14 protein-coding genes are annotated in these 15,949 nt (G+C 62.5%); 7 read left to right on the forward strand and 7 right to left on the reverse strand.

Annotation, left to right across the window (positions count from 1 at the left end; all coding sequences use genetic code 11):
• Nucleotides 1-2 precede the first annotated feature (2 nt).
• Entirely contained in the window at nucleotides 3-794 is a 792-nt protein-coding gene (locus tag ACO1XS_RS06965; RefSeq protein WP_486390308.1) for a peptidylprolyl isomerase, read from the forward strand.
• Here the strand turns inward: ACO1XS_RS06965 and ACO1XS_RS06970 are convergent.
• Complete coding sequence (locus ACO1XS_RS06970; RefSeq protein WP_331570147.1) at nucleotides 766-1,926, reverse strand: DNA topoisomerase IB; 1,161 nt, start codon at nucleotides 1,924-1,926, stop codon at nucleotides 766-768. The two genes, ACO1XS_RS06965 and ACO1XS_RS06970, sit on opposite strands and share 29 nt — an antisense overlap.
• 112 nt (nucleotides 1,927-2,038) lie before the next feature.
• A complete protein-coding gene (locus ACO1XS_RS06975; RefSeq protein WP_331570149.1) occupies nucleotides 2,039-2,347 on the reverse strand; it encodes a putative quinol monooxygenase in 309 nt (102 codons plus the stop codon).
• A gap of 328 nt (nucleotides 2,348-2,675) precedes the next feature.
• On the opposite strand from ACO1XS_RS06975, the gene ACO1XS_RS06980 reads away from it, so the two are divergent.
• The 4 genes from ACO1XS_RS06980 (at nucleotide 2,676) to ACO1XS_RS06995 (ending at nucleotide 9,950) form a co-directional block, all read left to right on the forward strand.
• Entirely contained in the window at nucleotides 2,676-5,876 is a 3,201-nt protein-coding gene (locus tag ACO1XS_RS06980) for an efflux RND transporter permease subunit (protein ID WP_331570151.1), read from the forward strand.
• A 27-nt stretch (nucleotides 5,877-5,903) separates the two neighbouring features.
• Nucleotides 5,904-7,127 (forward strand): efflux RND transporter periplasmic adaptor subunit, encoded by a 1,224-nt coding sequence (locus ACO1XS_RS06985; RefSeq protein ID WP_331570153.1) that lies wholly within the window; start codon nucleotides 5,904-5,906, stop codon nucleotides 7,125-7,127.
• Nucleotides 7,127-8,596 carry an efflux transporter outer membrane subunit gene (locus ACO1XS_RS06990; RefSeq protein ID WP_486390318.1) on the forward strand — a complete coding sequence of 490 codons (1,470 nt, stop codon included), beginning with the start codon at nucleotides 7,127-7,129 and terminating at the stop codon, nucleotides 8,594-8,596. Before ACO1XS_RS06985 ends, ACO1XS_RS06990 begins: the two co-directional genes overlap by 1 nt.
• 487 nt (nucleotides 8,597-9,083) lie before the next feature.
• A complete protein-coding gene (locus ACO1XS_RS06995) occupies nucleotides 9,084-9,950 on the forward strand; it encodes a crotonase/enoyl-CoA hydratase family protein (protein ID WP_331570155.1) in 867 nt (288 codons plus the stop codon).
• 50 nt (nucleotides 9,951-10,000) lie between these two features.
• Here the strand turns inward: ACO1XS_RS06995 and pdeR are convergent, their stop codons facing one another.
• Entirely contained in the window at nucleotides 10,001-12,004 is a 2,004-nt protein-coding gene (gene pdeR / locus ACO1XS_RS07000; RefSeq protein WP_331570157.1) for a cyclic di-GMP phosphodiesterase, read from the reverse strand.
• A gap of 66 nt (nucleotides 12,005-12,070) precedes the next feature.
• Between pdeR and ACO1XS_RS07005 the strand changes: the two genes are divergently transcribed.
• Both ACO1XS_RS07005 and ACO1XS_RS07010 read left to right on the forward strand, forming a co-directional pair.
• On the forward strand, nucleotides 12,071-12,640 hold the full coding sequence (locus tag ACO1XS_RS07005) for a hypothetical protein (RefSeq protein WP_486390309.1): 570 nt from the start codon (nucleotides 12,071-12,073) through the stop codon (nucleotides 12,638-12,640).
• A 148-nt stretch (nucleotides 12,641-12,788) separates the two neighbouring features.
• Nucleotides 12,789-13,202, forward strand: coding sequence for a hypothetical protein (locus ACO1XS_RS07010; protein WP_486390310.1), 414 nt, complete (start codon nucleotides 12,789-12,791; stop codon nucleotides 13,200-13,202).
• A gap of 166 nt (nucleotides 13,203-13,368) precedes the next feature.
• Here ACO1XS_RS07010 and ACO1XS_RS07015 read toward each other — a convergent pair whose 3' ends face one another.
• The 4 genes from ACO1XS_RS07015 to ACO1XS_RS07030 form a co-directional block, all read right to left on the reverse strand.
• Nucleotides 13,369-13,851, reverse strand: coding sequence for a hypothetical protein (locus tag ACO1XS_RS07015; RefSeq protein WP_331570163.1), 483 nt, complete (start codon nucleotides 13,849-13,851; stop codon nucleotides 13,369-13,371).
• Nucleotides 13,852-14,052: 201 nt separating this feature from the next.
• Nucleotides 14,053-14,526 carry an AidA/PixA family protein gene (locus ACO1XS_RS07020; protein WP_486390311.1) on the reverse strand — a complete coding sequence of 158 codons (474 nt, stop codon included), beginning with the start codon at nucleotides 14,524-14,526 and terminating at the stop codon, nucleotides 14,053-14,055.
• A gap of 37 nt (nucleotides 14,527-14,563) precedes the next feature.
• Entirely contained in the window at nucleotides 14,564-15,100 is a 537-nt protein-coding gene (locus ACO1XS_RS07025; protein ID WP_486390312.1) for an AidA/PixA family protein, read from the reverse strand.
• Nucleotides 15,101-15,229: 129 nt separating this feature from the next.
• The gene (locus tag ACO1XS_RS07030; RefSeq protein ID WP_331570167.1) at nucleotides 15,230-15,784 is read right to left on the reverse strand and encodes a hypothetical protein; all 555 of its coding nucleotides are present in this window, start codon (nucleotides 15,782-15,784) and stop codon (nucleotides 15,230-15,232) included.
• Nucleotides 15,785-15,949: the final 165 nt, after the last annotated feature.

The following is a 15,949-nucleotide window of genomic DNA, read 5'->3' on the forward strand; positions in this document are numbered from 1 at the left end:
AGATGACGATCCCACAAAACGGCAAGGTGGCCACAGTCAACGGTGTCGCGCTTCATCTGCCCGGCGAAACGCTGAGCGCGGAGGTGCTCAGACAGCGCGCCTGCACCGAGCTCTTGCGCCAAGCCGCGATCGAAGCCGGCCTGCTGGGCGATGACGATTCCGCTCCGGTGGACGGTGCTATCAGCGTGGAAGCTACCGCGGCGATCGAAGCGTTGCTCGACGACGCGTTGCCGGCACAAGAACCTTCCGACGAGGCGTGCCGCCGCTATCACGCGGCGCATGCGCGCCGCTATGCCGTGGGCGCGCGCGTGCGAGCGCGGCATGTCCTGTTCGCGGTGACGCCGGGCGTCGATGTAGCGCAATTGCGTACGCGCGCCGAAGCATGCCTGCTCGATCTGCGCTGTCAGCCCAGCACGGACGATGGCCGATTCGCGCGCGCCGCCGGGCAATGGTCGAATTGCCCGAGCGGCGCCGAGGGCGGGAACCTCGGATGGCTGAGCGCCGAGGCATGCGCGCCCGAGTTTGCGCAGGAGCTTTTCGAAAACAAGGAAGTCGGCGTGCTCCCGCGGCTCGTGCTGAGCCGGTTCGGCTTTCACGTCGTCGAAGTGCTCGAGCGCGAGCCCGGCAACGAACCGCCGTTCGAGAGCGTACGCGCCGCCGTCGCGCAAACGCTGCGGCAGCAGAGCTTTGCAACAGAGCTGCGTCGCTACCTCGATCGGCTGGCGCAAGCGGCGACGCTCGAGGGACTCGAATTCGACGCCGAGCTCAGCGACGTGAACGCGCCGCCGCTCTGACGCTCGCCGCCAGCTGTTCCTCGAGCGTTGCGGCACGCCGTTCGCCGCGGCGCGCGCGTCTTGCCTCGCGCCGCAGCAGCGCCGCAAATGCGGCCTCGTCGGCCTTCAGGCCGTGGCGCGTGCGCACCTTCGGCAACGTATGCAGCTCGCCGGCCTCGAACACTTCGAGCACGGCCGGATGGATGTAGCAGCGACGGCAAACGGCCGGCGTATTGCGCAGCGTCGCGGCGACTTCCTTCACGGTTTCGACGACATGGGTGCGCATGTGCCGCTCGCCCGGCTGCAGCTCGATGCGGCGCAGCGCACCGAGCGCGAGCACGCTGCCCGCCCACGTGCGATAGTCCTTCGCGGTGAAGTCCGCGCCGCTTGCTTCGCGCAGATAGTCGTTGATGTCCGATGAGCCGACGGGATGCCGCGCGCCGGCATCGTCAACGTACTGAAAGAGCTCATGCCCCGGCAAATCGAGGCACTTGCGCACGATACGCGCGAGGCGCGGGTCTTCGACATCGATGTCGTGCTCGATCCCGCTCTTGCCGCGAAAGCGAAAGCGCAGGTGCCCGGCACGGACCGCCGCATGGCGCTTGCGCAACGTGGTCAAACCATAGGAATTGTTTTCCCGCACGTATTCGCGGCTGCCGACGCGCGCGAGCGTGATGTCGAGCAGTCGGACGACCGTTGCCACGACCTTGTGCCACGGCATGCCGGGCAGCCGCAAATCGCGCGCGATACGTGCGCGGATTTTCGGCAAGACGTCCGCGAACGCAGCCATGCGCTCGAACTTGGTGGCGTCGCGCGTCTCGCGCCAGCGCGGATGATACCGGTACTGCTTGCGCGCACGCGAGTCGCGGCCGGTCGCCTGCAGGTGTCCGAGCGGGTCGGGACAGATCCATACATCGGTGTAAGCGGGCGGAACGGCGAGCGCGTTGATGCGAGCGATTTCCTGCACATCGCGAATGCGGCGGCCTTGCGGGTCGAAATAGGCGAAGTGTCCGCGAATGAGCCGGCGCCGGATACCGGGCTTCGTATCGTCGACGTAATGCAGGCCGGGCGGCACCTCGAGCTCATGGTTGCGATCGAGCGAGCCAGCCGCGGCGCGGTGCGATGGGTCATTCCTGTGGGGGCTGCGCGGCATGCGGGCTCGGCAATTCGATAGGTTCACACCCCGCTCAGCACGCTTCGTGCCATGGGCAATGGGTGAACGTACGTCGTTGCCTAGCCGCGAAATCCGGCCTCAGGCGTTCCCCTCAGCGCTCGGGCGCCACATCGAGCGCTTCGAGCACTCTCACTTGCGGCGGCTCGGCGAGCCAATCCGCGACCGCCGAACGAAACGCCTGGAAGTGTTCGCTCGCGAGATGGCTGTCGAACGCGTTCCGGTCTTCATAGATCTCGTACAGATGCAGCACCGGCCCGCTCGGCGACGTTTCTCGAAAAAGATCGTAGCGGTGGTTGCCGGGCTCCTTGCGCGTCACATCCACCATGCGGCGCACCTGCTTTTCGACATCGGTGGCATGTTCCGGCTTCGGCGTGATCGTGGCGATGATATGGGCGTTCATTCCAACTCCTCCTGAAGAGATACGTCGGGGAACTTCGAAACCCTCGGCTCACGGCGCGAGGGCGGGCGTGCTGGTCACCGATTCTGCCACCGAGTGCCCTCGCGGTGCAGTGCAGTGCGGCCATCGCTCGATGCGGCATTGCAGCATCGAGCGGCGGGTAAGCCCGGGTTGACGCGAGAGCCGGATGGCCTGAGCTGGCGGGCTCGTAAAACATCGTAACGGTTTCGGGCGGGAGCGAACCGTTTTGCGGGCACCACGAATTACTTTTTGCCACTGACGTCGACTACATTCGATCTTCTTACCACCGCATTTTTGCCGGCGGCTTTTCATGTGGATCGTCAACGTTGCGCTCAAACGGCCTTACACGTTCATCGTGATGGCCATTCTCATCGTGCTTGCGACACCGTTCGCGCTCATGAGAACGCCGATCGACATCCTGCCCGAGGTCGATATTCCTGTCGTCAGCATTATCTGGAATTACGCGGGGCTTTCGGCGCAGGACATGGCCAATCGCGTGACGTCGGTCAACGAGCGGGGGCTGACGACGACCGTCAACAACATCGAACATATCGAATCGCAATCGCTCGCCGGCGTCGCCGTCATCAAGCTGTTCCTGCAACCGAATGCGAATATTCAGACCGCCATCGCGCAGACGGTCGCGGTAGAACAGACCCAACTGAGGCAGATGCCGCCCGGCGCAACGCCGCCGCTCATCATCAGCTATTCGGCCTCCTCGATTCCGGTGATCCAGCTTGCCCTCTCGAGCAGCACGTTGGCGGAGCAGCGGCTCAACGACTTCGCGCTCAACGCGCTGCGGCCGCAATTGATCACCATTCCGGGCGCGGCCGTCCCCTATCCCTACGGCGGCAAGACGCGGCTCATATCGGTCGACCTCGACACGCGCGCGCTGCTTGCCAAGGGGCTCACGCCGCTCGACGTGGTCAGCGCCGTCAACGCGCAGAATCTGATACTGCCGACGGGGACGGCCAAGATCGGTCCGCGCGAATACGCCGTCGAGATGAACGGCTCGCCGCCGACGATCGCGGGCCTCAACGAGATCCCGGTGCGCACCGTCAACGGCGCCACGACCTATCTCGGCGAAGTGGCCCATGTGCGCGATGGGTTCGCGCCGCAGACGAACGTCGTGCGCCAGGACGGCCGGCGCGGTGTACTCATTTCGGTACTCAAGAACGGCAGCGACGCGTCGACGCTCGCGATCGTCAACGAATTGCGCCACATCCTGCCGGTGGCGCAAACGACGCTGCCCCGCGAGCTCAAGGTCACGCCGCTGTTCGATCAGTCGATCTTCGTTCAATCGGCGATTTCGGGTGTGGCGCGCGAAGCCGTCATCGCGGCGGCGCTGACCGCGGCGATGATTCTGCTGTTCCTCGGCAATTGGCGCAGCACCTGCATCATCGCCATCTCCATTCCGCTATCGATCCTGGCCTCGCTGCTGGCGCTGCACGCGCTCGGCCAGACCATCAACATCATGACGTTAGGCGGCCTTGCGCTGGCGGTAGGCATCCTCGTCGACGACGCGACCGTCACGATCGAAAACATCGAGCGGCATCTGCACCTGGGCACGGACCTTCACGAAGCCATTCTCGACGGTGCCGGCGAAATCGCCGTTCCGGCCCTGGTCTCGACGCTGTGCATCTGCATCGTGTTCGTGCCGATGTTCTTCCTGACCGGCGTCGCACGATATCTGTTCGTGCCGCTCGCCGAGGCGGTGGTGTTCGCCATGCTCGCATCGTACGTGCTCTCGCGCACGCTCGTACCGACGCTCGCGATGCTGTGGATGGGGCACGCTCATAGGCGCGACCCGCACGCGAAGCCGGGCCTTCTTGTTCGCCTGCATCACCGCTTCGATGCCGGCTTCGAGCGCATGCGCGCCGCTTATATCGTGTTGCTGAGCAGCCTGCTCGTGCATCGGCGAGCATTCACGCTCTCGTTTCTCGCGTTCTGCATGGCCTCGCTCGGCCTCGTGTTCGCGCTCGGCGCCGACTTCTTTCCACGCGTCGATGCCGGCAATATTCGTCTGCACTTTCGCGCACCGACCGGCACGCGCATCGAGGAAACGGCACGACTAGCCGACGAGATCGAGCGGGTCATTCGTCAGACGGTACCGCCGAGGGAACTCGCCACGATCCTCGACAATCTCGGTCTGCCCTATAGCGGCATCAATCTTTCGTACAGCAACGCGGGTACCATCGGCACGCTCGACGGCGAGATTCAGATCGCGCTCACCGCCGATCACGCGCCCACGCTCGGCTATATCGATCGATTGCGCGACGTGCTGCCCCAGCGGTTTCCCGGCGTCGAGTTTTTCTTTCAACCGGCCGATATCGTGACGCAGATCCTCAACTTCGGGCTGCCGGCCGCCATCGACGTGCAGATCACGGGGGCGGACCAGCGCAGTAATTTCGCCGCCGCGAGCAAGCTCATGAAAGCCGTACGCGCGATCCCGGGGACGGTCGACACGCATATCCAACAGAAATTCGACGAGCCCGCCATCCGCCTGCAAATGGATCGAACCCGGCTGCAGCAATTGAACCTCAGCGCAAGCAACGTCGCGCAGAATCTGCTCATTTCGTTGTCCGGCAGCTCGCAGACTTCCCCGGGCTTCTGGTTCAACGAGCAAAACGGCGTCGAATACAACGTGGCGGTGCAAACCCCGCAATACAAGATCTCGTCGATCGACGAGCTGATGCGCACGCCCGTGGCGGCGGCCGGCAGCAACGCCCCGCCGCAGTTGCTCGGCAATCTCGTGCAGCTTCGCCCGGCCACCCAGCTCGCCGGAGTCACGCATTACAACATCCGCCCCGTCGTGGACCTGTTCGTGAGCGTGCAAGGGCGCGACCTGGGCGGCGTCGCGAAGGAAGTCGACCGGCTCGTCGAGCAAGCGCGCGCCACCCTGCCGCGCGGCAGCCAGATCGCCGTGCGCGGGCAAGTCCAGACGATGCAGCGCTCGTATCTGGGGCTCGGCGTGGGCGTCGCGATGGCGATCGTGCTCGTCTATCTGCTCATCGTCGTGAATTTTCAGTCGTGGATCGATCCGATCATCATCGTCAGTGCACTGCCGGCCGCGCTGGCCGGTATCGTCTGGATGCTTTTCGTGACCGGCACGCATCTGTCGGTACCCGCGCTGACCGGCGCCATCATGACCATGGGCGTCGCCACGGCCAACAGCATTCTCGTGGTGTCCTTCGCACGTCAGCGCCTCACGGCCGGCGCGCCGCCCCTTACCGCCGCGCTCGAAGCCGGCGCGAGCCGCATCCGGCCCGTGCTGATGACGGCCTGCGCCATGATCATCGGCATGGTGCCGATGGCATTGGGCCTCGGCGAGGGCGCCGAGCAGAACGCACCGCTCGGCCGGGCCGTGATCGGCGGCCTGCTCTTCGCGACCCTCTCGACGCTTTTCTTCGTCCCGCTTTTCTTTGCCGGCGTCCACGCGCGGCTTGCCCACCGCAAGGCAAAACGCGCTCGGGCGGATGAGGCCGGCACGAACGCCAACGGGAGCACGAATTGAAGGCAGCTTGTTACCGGAATTGACGACATGACCGAAAAAAGTCACGCATCGCTGGCCATTCCCGCTCGCGAGCACGGCGAAGGGCCGATGCTGCCGCCGCGCGAACGCGTCTGGCGGCGCGCGAAGATCGCGCTCGTTGTCATGCTGTTGCTGCTCGCCGCCCTTGCGCTGCGCACGGTCATCGCGGACATCGTCAACCAGCGTGAAGTCGCCGCCGCCACGGCACGCAATGCGAAACTCTATGTGAACGTCGTCAGCCCATTGCCGAGCGATGGCGGCAGCCGCGGGATGTTGCTCCCCGGCACGTTGCGCGGCTACGTGGAGTCGCCGATCTACGCACGCGCAACGGGGTATTTGCTGCACTGGTACGTCGATATCGGCGCGCGCGTGAAGCAGGGGCAGGTGCTGGCCGACCTCGACACGCCCGAGATCGATCAGGAACTCGCACAGGCGATCGCGCAGCGCGATCAGATCAGCGCAAGTCTCGGACTCGCCAAGTCTTCGCTTGCGCGCTGGCGGCAGTTGCGCGAGCGCGACGCCGTCTCGCAGCAGGAGCTCGACGAGCGGCAAAGCACCTATACGCAGGGGCTCGCGAATTTGACGGCGGCCAATGCGAACGTGAAGCGATTGCAGCAACTCGAATCGTTCAAACGCATCGTCGCGCCGTTCGCGGGCGTCGTCACGCAACGCAACGTGGATGTCGGCGATCTGATCGATGCCGGCAGCAGTTCGCGCCGCGCGCTTTTCGCGCTCGCGCAGACGAATCCGCTGCGCGTGTTCGTCCAGTTGCCGCAGGCCTATGCGCAAAACGTCAAGGCCGGCATGCCCGTCATCGTTTCGCAGCCGGAATTACCGGGCCAGACCTTCCGCGGCACGATCGCGCATATCGCAGGCGCCATCGACGTGCCGACGCGTTCGCTGCAAATCGAAGTCTCGCTGCCCAATCCCGACGATAAGCTGCGGCCGGGCGCCTACGTGCAAGTCGAAGTGCCGGGCACCGGTCATGCACGCCTGACCGTTCCCGGCAACACGCTGCTTTTTCGGGCCGAAGGACCGGCCGTCGCCGTCGTGGACGCGCAGAGCATCGTGCATCTACACAGCGTCGCGATCGCGCAGGATCTCGGGCAAACGCTCGAAATCGATAGCGGCATCGAAGCGGCGGACCGGATCATCGTCAACCCGAGCGATTCGATCGCCGATGGCGACCGCGTGGAAGTTTCGCCTCCCCCGGCCGGCGAGGCGCACTCATGATGCGGCTGACGCGGCGCCCATTGCGCCTGGCCGCGGTGGCGACATGCGTCGGCTTCGCGTCCGCCTGCACGCTCGGGCCCGACTACCAGCGCCCCGAGGTCGAGACGCCGGCCGCCTGGCAGACCGATCCCGGTTGGCGGCTCGCGGCGCCGTCCCACGCCCCGCTCGCGCTCGACTGGTGGCGCATGTTCGACGATCCGCTCCTCGATACGCTCGAAACGCGTGCGCTCACGCAAAACCAGACGCTCGCGGCTGCCAGCGCGCATTACGCTCAGGCAACGGCTACGCTGGCGGCCATCTCTTCGCAGCAGTTGCCCGAGCTCGATCTTGACGCCAACGTCGCTCGTGCAAAGGTCTCGAAGAACCGGCCTCAGCTCAACTACGCGACGCCGAATCAATCGACGGTTCAGAACCAGGTCGTCGTCGGCCCGTCGATCACGTGCGACGTCGATCTGTTCGGGCGCATCCGCCGCGAGGTGGAGAGCGCCTCGGCATCCGCGGAACAAGCGGGCGACGATCTGGCCAACGCCCGGCTCGTGCTGACATCCGATCTTGCCACGGCCTACTACGCGCTGCGTGAACGCGATGCCGAGATCGATGTCCTCGATCGATCGGTTCAGCTACAGGAGAAGGCTCTCGACTACGTCAACGCCAAACACGAACTCGGGGCCGTCTCCGGGCTCGACCTTGCGCAACAGCAATCGCAGCTCGATTCCACACGTGTCCAGGCCACGTTGCTCAGGCAGCAGCGCGCCCAATACGAACATGCCATCGCCGCCCTGATCGGCACACCGGCGCCGCAGTTTTCGATCGCGCCGCGACTCGTGCCGATGGTCGTGCCCGACATTGCAGCCGGTGTTCCGAGCGAGCTGCTGGAGCGCAGGCCCGATATCGCCGCGGCCGAGCGCGCGATGGCCGCGCCCAACGCGCAAATCGGCGCGGCAAAGGCTGCCTTCTTTCCCGATCTCACACTCTCGCCCGGGATCGGCTGGGAGAGTACGCGCTTTGCGAACCTGCTGAGCGCGCCGAGCCTGATGTGGACCGTCGGCGCAACACTCAAGCAAGCGGTCTTCGACGGCGGCCAGCGCAAGGCCAACCTGGCGTTCGCGAACGAGGGCTACCGTGCGACCGTCGCCAATTACCGGCAGGCTGTGCTGAGCGCGTTTCAGCAGGTGCAGGACGGCGTCACCGGGCTTGCCGTGCTCGCGCGCGCCGCCTCGCAGTCGCAGGCGGCCGTGGACGATGCGAAGCGCTTGCTGTCGCTCGCCAACGATCGCTATTCGGGCGGCCTCGTCGCCTACCTCGATGTCATTTCTGCGCAGCAGTCCCTGCTCACGAGCGAGCGCCAGGACGCCCAGGTTCGCGGCCAGCGAATCGCGCTGGCCGTCTCGCTCGTGAAAGCGCTCGGCGGCGGGTGGCAAGCGCAGACATCGGCCGGCACGGACGCCGTCGCGCAACGCCGCGGATAGCGGCGCATTTCCGCGTCGATCGACTGCGATCCTCGTCGGACGAGCTTTTCCTCTCTTCGATCGCCGCTATCGATGCGGTCCTTTTTTCGAGTGTTGCTTCAATACAGATCACATACGGATATACCCAAACCGTATTGACATTCCCGCACAATTCTGCAATCCAAATCAAACTCTCGTTTTAACCCCGTCACCGATTCATTCGGACTTCGTCTAAATCCCGCTTTATTTGATCAATATCAATCGTTCGCAAACGTTTGCCCTTTTCCCGATTTGAAAAGCGCGATGAATGTGCTACCGCGCACATTCCGTAAGGGTCGCACCCGCTGGGTGTGTGGCCGATAGCACGGTGACGAATCGCAATCCCCCGGAGTTTTACTGACTGCGTTCGATGACGGACTTTCGTCGCGCAAAATGCCGATGCCCCAAAGACGCTTCTGCATCTTTGAGAGCACTCCAATCGACCTTACTCACTCAAATGGGGAAAACCATGCGATTCGACATTAGCTCCACATGCCGCCCTTTTCATGAAGCCGGCGAATTCAGCCAACTCTTGGCCTACTACGAGGAAGAACGCAACACTATGTGGATGATGCTGCGCTCCGAGCCGCGGCCATGCTTCAATCAGCAATTGGTCTCGGACATCATTCGCCTGGCTCGCGCAGCCAGGGAATCCGGCCTGCGATTCGATTTCTGGGTCACCGGCTCACTGGTCCCGGAAATCTTCAACGTAGGGGGCGATCTCAACTTTTTTGTCGACGCCATTCGCAAGGGCGATCGCGATCGGCTGATGGCTTATGCGCGCTCGTGCATCGACGGCGTCTGGGAGATCTACAACGGCTTCGGCACCGGCGCGGTCACCATCGCCATGGTGGAAGGCAGCGCGCTCGGGGGCGGCTTCGAGGCGGCACTCGCTCACCACTACGTACTCGGTCAAAGAGGTTGCAAGCTCGGGTTTCCGGAGGTCGCCTTCAATCTTTTTCCCGGCATGGGCGGCTACTCGCTCGTGGCCCGCAAGTCGAACATGCGTGTTGCCGAAACGCTGATCAGCACAGGAGAGTCGCAATGCGCCGAATGGCACGCCGAGCGGGGTCTGGTGGACGGCGTTTTCGAGCCGGGCGATGCGCTGCTGCAGACGCGGACCTTCATCGACGTGACCCGGCCGATGCTCAACAGTACGCGCGCGATGCTGCGCACACGTCAGCGCGTATTGCCGCTTTCACGCGCGGAGCTGATGGACATCACGGAGGATTGGGTGAATTCCGCCTTCATGCTCGAGGAGAAGGACGTCTCGTTCATGGAGCGCCTCGTCATGCTGCAAAACAGACGGGTGTCCAAACTGAAGGCCGTATCGTAAGCGACGTTGAGCGACGGTCTCGTGCCGTCGCTCGACTCCGGGTTGCAAGCTCAGGCGATGAGCCTGAGCTTCTTTTTATCGGCAACCCACGCTTCGAACATATCCGGGGCCATCGGTTTCGAATAGAAGTAGCCCTGCGCGTAGTCGACGCCGATGTCCTTCAGGAACTGCATTTCGCGCTCCGTCTCGACGCCTTCGGCGACGATGGCGAAGCCGAAAGCTCGCGCGAGGCCCAGCAGGGAACGCACGAGCGACTGCGACTGATAATTCTGATCGATTCCGGTGATGAAGCTCCGGTCCAGTTTGATGACATCGATCGGCAGTCTCGTCAGTTGCGACAACGACGAATAGCCCGTGCCGAAATCGTCGAGCAGGATACGCGCGCCCAACTGCTTGAACTGCCTCATCAAATCGATTGCCGACTTTTCGTCCTCGATGAAGCAGCTCTCCGTCAACTCGATATCGACCAGCGTTCGTTTAGCGCCGCATTCTTCGATCAATTCGCGCAACTGGTTGACGATACCCGCGTCGCGCAGCTGCCGTGCCGACACGTTGACGGAAATTCTGACACTGAGGCCGTTTTCGTTCCACAGCGTCGCCTGTCTCACGGCCTCGCGCATCAACCATCGGCCGATCGGAATGATGAGGCCCGACTCCTCGGTGAAGCGGATGAACTCCGACGGCGCGACGAGTCCGCGACTGGACTGCCAGCGAATCAGCGCCTCGGCGCTATGGAGTTGGCCTGTATAGAGATTGACGATCGGCTGGTAGTGAAGGACGAACTGCTGTTCGTCGATGGCCCGCCGCAGTTCCGTATCGAGCCAGATGTACTTGGCGACCTTCTGGTTCATCTCGGGCGAAAAGACGCAGTAGGTGTGCTTGCCTGCCTCTTTGGCCGCATACATCGCCGTATCCGCGTGCGAGATGAGCGCCTCGAGCGTTTCGCCGTGCTGGGGGTAGACGGCAATTCCGATCGAGCAACTGGTATAGACGTCCATCAGATCGAGGTGGATCGCCGGACGGAAACGATCGATGATCGTTTGCGCCAGCGTCTCGAGCAGTTCCGGCGAGCACGGATCGACCAGGATCAGGAACTCGTCGCCGCCCAAGCGAGCGATCGTCGCGCCTTCGGGCAGCGATTCGCTGACCATCTCCGACACGCGCTTGATCAGCCGATCGCCGTAGACATGGCCGTAGTGATCGTTGACGCGTTTGAAGTTGTCGAGATCGAGAAAGACGATGCCGAGCACGCGGTCAGGATCGCGGCGCGCATCCTCGAGCGCCTGCTCGATCTTGGCATTGATCGCATAGCGATTCATCAGGCCCGTCAGGACGTCTTGCGATGCAAGCTCTTTGAGCCGCTTCTGAGCGTTGCGCTCATCGGTGATGTCCGTGCCCGAGCAGATGATGAACTCTTCGTCCACGCCGCTGCCGCTATGAACGAACTTGTTCCGGAACTGGAACAGGCGCGGCCCTTTGATCGTGTTGATGACGCGCTCGACTTCGAACGACTGCCGGCTTTCGAAGAACCGCTTGATGTTGCTGCGTGACTGCTCGCCCTCATCGGGGCTCATGAACAATTCGAATGCGCTTTTACCGATGACATCGACTTCTCGCCAACCGGTCACCTCTTCGCACATCCGATTGAAACGCTGCACAAAGCCGCTGCGATCGAGGATGACGACGAGCGAGTTGACTTCCGATACGACTTGCTCCGCCGACGCGAGCCCGGTCGACAGCGCTTCCGCGACCGAAAGCGTGTCCGAATCGCTGGATGCCGTCCCTGCCCAGTGGGTCATATTGATCTTCTTGCCGACGAGGTGAAGCGAGACTGCATTGCCAAAAAGCGATACGTCGAGCCGGATATGCGATGTCACGCCCGTCAGGTTGCGGATGTTGGCTGCCTGTTCCGCCGTGAGCGCGACACCGATGTTCGTCAGGCCGCGAACCGCCGCCAACTCCAGGGCGTTGCTGTCGCTGCCGAGGCGCCAGCAGGGGCTTTTCGTTCCAAGCAGGACCTCGAGCACCGAGCAGTCATCATCGTCATCAAACATACCCCACCCCGCTGAACAAGCACTCAAGTGACACGCACATGAGTCGCGCGGTAAGAGCCGCGCTTCTTGGCAATGATTTATGCGCGCTTTGCATGGCGCATTTACGAATGCTTTTTAACGCCGCGCGTCAATTCGACGGTCCCGCAACCCTTGTGTGGCAAAGGCTGGCGAGCGGTTGCCGCTCGAAGCTGCGACCGCCGCAGTTCCCGAATTGCCTATCAAAAACCGGCAAGAATTGCAACATTCATGCGCCAATATGCCAGTTCCTACCGGACTGCGCAATACGATGCCTTTTTGCAACAGGGTTTTGTGGCCAATTCGGCGCGTAATGCGAGCCTCGGCAACAGCGGTCACACGCGTGACACGAACACCGGTAAGCAGCCGCATACATCGTTGGCCGATCAGCTAATTCCTGGCATCGTCGTGGTGCAAAGCGGTGCATACAGGCGTCCCGTGCCGTCCGTTTGCCTCTGGCGTGCGTGCGTATTTGGTGCCCTCGCTTCGCATTCCCTTTCGAAAGCGGTGCTGACGCGGGCTACATTGGAATCGTCGCTTTCATCCGCTATCGGTGCAGGAATCTGGAATCATGGATGGCGTAAATCCTCTCAACCCGGCTCAACGTGGAGTCGTTCCTGAAGCGGGCGATACCACCGCAGATCCGAAACCCGCGCAGGGGCCTCAGGCCACTCGACAGTCGGGGCAACCGGCGCTGCAGCGGCTCGCCGGCGGACCGTCGGCGTCCGCGCCTCGCTCCGTCTCGCCGTCGCCCGGCGGGGCCTCATCGGTGCTCGCGCGGCTTTCCGGACAAGTGCCGGCAAATGCAAACGCACCGGCCGCTGCCCAGCGCCCCGATAGTGCGGCATCGCGCGGCAATCCCATCGATGCTAAAAAGCAGCTCGCGGGGCTCGGGTTTACCAGCGCCCAAATAGCAGCCATGAGTGGTTCGGAGGAGACATTAGCCAAGGTCGTCGAAATTTGGCCCACGCTCAAAAAACGAAATACGTTGGCGGGCAACACCCATGAACTGGTGGCACGCGTTGCGGCCCAAGAGGGGAGTTCAGGGCTGGACGCGTTGCATCGCTTGGCCGACGAGCCGATGCACCAGTTTTACCTGGCCGAAAGAGTCAAGGAGCTCGGGATAGATGGGCCCGAGGACACGGACTCGGCCGACTGGCAGCAGACCCATCGGCCGGTTTGACCGTCACCGATCGAAGATGCCGCCCAGGTTCATCGACGGCTGGCTCGGCATCGAACTGCAATCGATCGAGACCCGGCGAATAAGCAGTCCCACTCATCCGCCGGGTCGCATCACTCATTGCCGGCAACGGCATTGATCGGATCGCCTGATTGCCGGCAAAAAACGATTACGAACCGCTGGAGTCCGTCGTCGACGGTTTGGCGACCTTGTGATGCTTCATCGACGTACGCGTATGCGTCTTCGCTTTACCCGTCACGTCCGTATTGGAGCGGTCCTCGGCGCGAGCCGTACCCTTGTCGGGATCGGTGGCAGTCGGGCCATTGGTGTTGGCCGCCCCTTCGGTGCTCATATGGCTCGACGACATGCCACCGGCACTGGTGCCGGCTCCCGTCGTACCGGGGGCGGGCGGCGTCGTCGCACCCAGATTCGAGCCGGCATTCACGCCAGCGCCAGCCCCGGCATTGGCCCCCGTCGTCGTGCCACCTGTACCGCTCGTATCGGTGCCAACGGTGGCGCTCGTGGTGCTCTTGGCGCCGAGCGAACCCGCGCCCACGGTACTGCCCGTATCGCTGCCTGCCGCGAATGCCATCGACGATGCAAGAACGGTTACACCGGTTGCAGCCAACAGAGTCCATCGCTTCGTCTTCATCCGAATTCTCCAAAACAAGTTGCGGTGAGTGAATTCTATGGAGACGCTTCGACCCGGACGTTACCGGTTGTTTCGGGAAGCAACAGCATGCACAGCGGTCGTACGGCTTTCCTATATGGAGCAGCGGCCTATCCGTCGGTCACCGTTGCATGCAGTCACATAGTTCACGATCTTCTATCATTCACGGACCGCCGCGGCGCGTCACTGCGATATCTCGATTGCTGGATCGTAGGTGTAATAGCCCTGAACGTGCCCCTGCCGATCGACGACCATGAACTCGAGGTTGTATTGGACGTGCCCGCGGGTCAAGACCGTGGATTCCCACAAACAGTCCGGGCGGCTGTTCGCGCCTGAACCGAGTCGCCGCTGCTTCGGAGCAGTGATCAGACTCGCGCCGGCCTGGATGTTGAACTTCGTAATGAAGCACTGGCTGTCCGCACCGAGCGAGATTTCCTGCATGCGCCACCGAAGGACGTCGACGTCCGTCTCGCCTTCTTCCTTGGCCTGCATGACGAGCCAGCCCGATGCATTCTGCTGTACAGCCGCGCTTCCTCTTACCGTCAAGTAGATGTTCTCGTGATAGAACGCGGGCGGATTCTGCCACGCATTGTTGGTCCCATAGTGCTGAACCACATAATTTGCATCGACGACGACCGATATGTTGATGATTGACATTGGATGCCTCCTGCTTGCAAATGTCGCCGACGGCTACTCACGAAATGCGCACGGTGGGCTGCCCGGTTGCCGACGAACCGATTCTGTAATGACCCTGCACAGTTCCCTTGTGATCGGTGATCTTGATGTCGACGAGATAGGACGCCGTACCGGCGCTGTTGATTTGCGACTCCCAGTATCGATCGATCACAGACTGCGTCGTGAGCTTGCTCGGGTCCTGCGGCGCCTCCACATCCGCCAGGCACAGATCAAACGACTTGTTCTGGGACGTCGCAGCTTGCAGGCAATCCGCTTGCGCGCTAATCGTGAGCTTTTCGATCTCGCACTGATATGCGGCGTCCATCGAAAGCGTGCACGCCCTCCAGCGAACCAGCGTCGGGGCAGCGCTCGTGCCGCGAGGGGCCGTTATAGCAAGGTCGAATCGCGCTTGGCCGCCCCCGTATGCGGCGGCGACAATCAAGCCGCCATAGTCCTCCCCGAGTACGACGGGATCCCCTTCCCCGTCATTCGGTCCGTACTTTGCCAGCACGTCTTCGGCGCAGACGAGCGCCAGCACGTTGACGATTTCACTCATCGACTTCTCCCGAAGGTCCTTCAAGCTCGAACCGTTGAAGGAACCTTATAGGAAACGTCGCGCGCGAAACCTAACTGAACTTCCAGTAGCGGACCGACTGCGTCGACGCTATAAGCGTCCACCTCGCCTTCACGCCCCGCCCGGCGTGTCCTTCAAGAACCTCAAGCTATCGCGGGAACGCGCAATGACCGCCGATTGCGTCGCGAATACGCCGCTCTTTATCGGATTCTTTGGATCGCTCAAATTCGAAACGTTCACCCCGGAGCCCGCCGGCAGCGCATATCGCCATTCGCCCAGCGGGGTAATGCTGACGAAATTGGCCGCAAATATCGATGTCGTCCCATAGTAAAGCAGCGTATCCGCCGGGGAATGCTCGGCAAACGGCGTCGCCACTGTCACCAGTTCAAGCGATTCACGTTGCTTCAAACGCCGCGGCAGCCTCATCGTCGTCGACGTTTCACCGTCGAGAACATGGAGGAACTCGGGCTGCCCAGGAAGCTGCAGCCATTTGACGACGACCTTCGTTCCTTGCCATACACGCTTCGCCCATCCTGTTCCGAATGGCGTCAGCGTGGCGATCGCATCCGGGTTTCGCGAAGTGCTCGTGCAGAATCCGAGGGCGTTGTTTTGCGGCTTCCCGTCTGGAAGCGAGACCAAATGCGTGGCAAGAGGAGGAAATTTCATGACGTTCGTGAGTGTTCGAATGAATGGGAGAAAGTGAGTCCAACGGCTGCGGCGCAGTGCCTATCGCCCACCCGTCCGGAAACGCGGTCTACTCTATTTCGATGCCCGTCACCGAACCCATAACGCATTAAAAAATCGGACGCGGGCTCGAAATCATGAAATATC

The sequence above is a fragment of the Trinickia sp. genome, assembly GCF_057351765.1.

Bases quoted from the DNA above. Each gene is read 5' to 3' on its own strand.
- ACO1XS_RS06965 (WP_486390308.1), top strand. From the start codon at position 3: ATGACGATCCCACAAAACGGCAAGGTGGCCACAGTCAACGGTGTCGCG.
- ACO1XS_RS06970 (WP_331570147.1), bottom strand. From the start codon at position 1,926: ATGCCGCGCAGCCCCCACAGGAATGACCCATCGCACCGCGCCGCGGCT.
- ACO1XS_RS06975 (WP_331570149.1), bottom strand. From the start codon at position 2,347: ATGAACGCCCATATCATCGCCACGATCACGCCGAAGCCGGAACATGCC.
- ACO1XS_RS06980 (WP_331570151.1), top strand. From the start codon at position 2,676: ATGTGGATCGTCAACGTTGCGCTCAAACGGCCTTACACGTTCATCGTG.
- ACO1XS_RS06985 (WP_331570153.1), top strand. From the start codon at position 5,904: ATGACCGAAAAAAGTCACGCATCGCTGGCCATTCCCGCTCGCGAGCAC.
- ACO1XS_RS06990 (WP_486390318.1), top strand. From the start codon at position 7,127: ATGCGGCTGACGCGGCGCCCATTGCGCCTGGCCGCGGTGGCGACATGC.
- ACO1XS_RS06995 (WP_331570155.1), top strand. From the start codon at position 9,084: ATGCGATTCGACATTAGCTCCACATGCCGCCCTTTTCATGAAGCCGGC.
- pdeR (WP_331570157.1), bottom strand. From the start codon at position 12,004: ATGTTTGATGACGATGATGACTGCTCGGTGCTCGAGGTCCTGCTTGGA.
- ACO1XS_RS07015 (WP_331570163.1), bottom strand. From the start codon at position 13,851: ATGAAGACGAAGCGATGGACTCTGTTGGCTGCAACCGGTGTAACCGTT.
- ACO1XS_RS07020 (WP_486390311.1), bottom strand. From the start codon at position 14,526: ATGTCAATCATCAACATATCGGTCGTCGTCGATGCAAATTATGTGGTT.
- ACO1XS_RS07025 (WP_486390312.1), bottom strand. From the start codon at position 15,100: ATGAGTGAAATCGTCAACGTGCTGGCGCTCGTCTGCGCCGAAGACGTG.
- ACO1XS_RS07030 (WP_331570167.1), bottom strand. From the start codon at position 15,784: ATGAAATTTCCTCCTCTTGCCACGCATTTGGTCTCGCTTCCAGACGGG.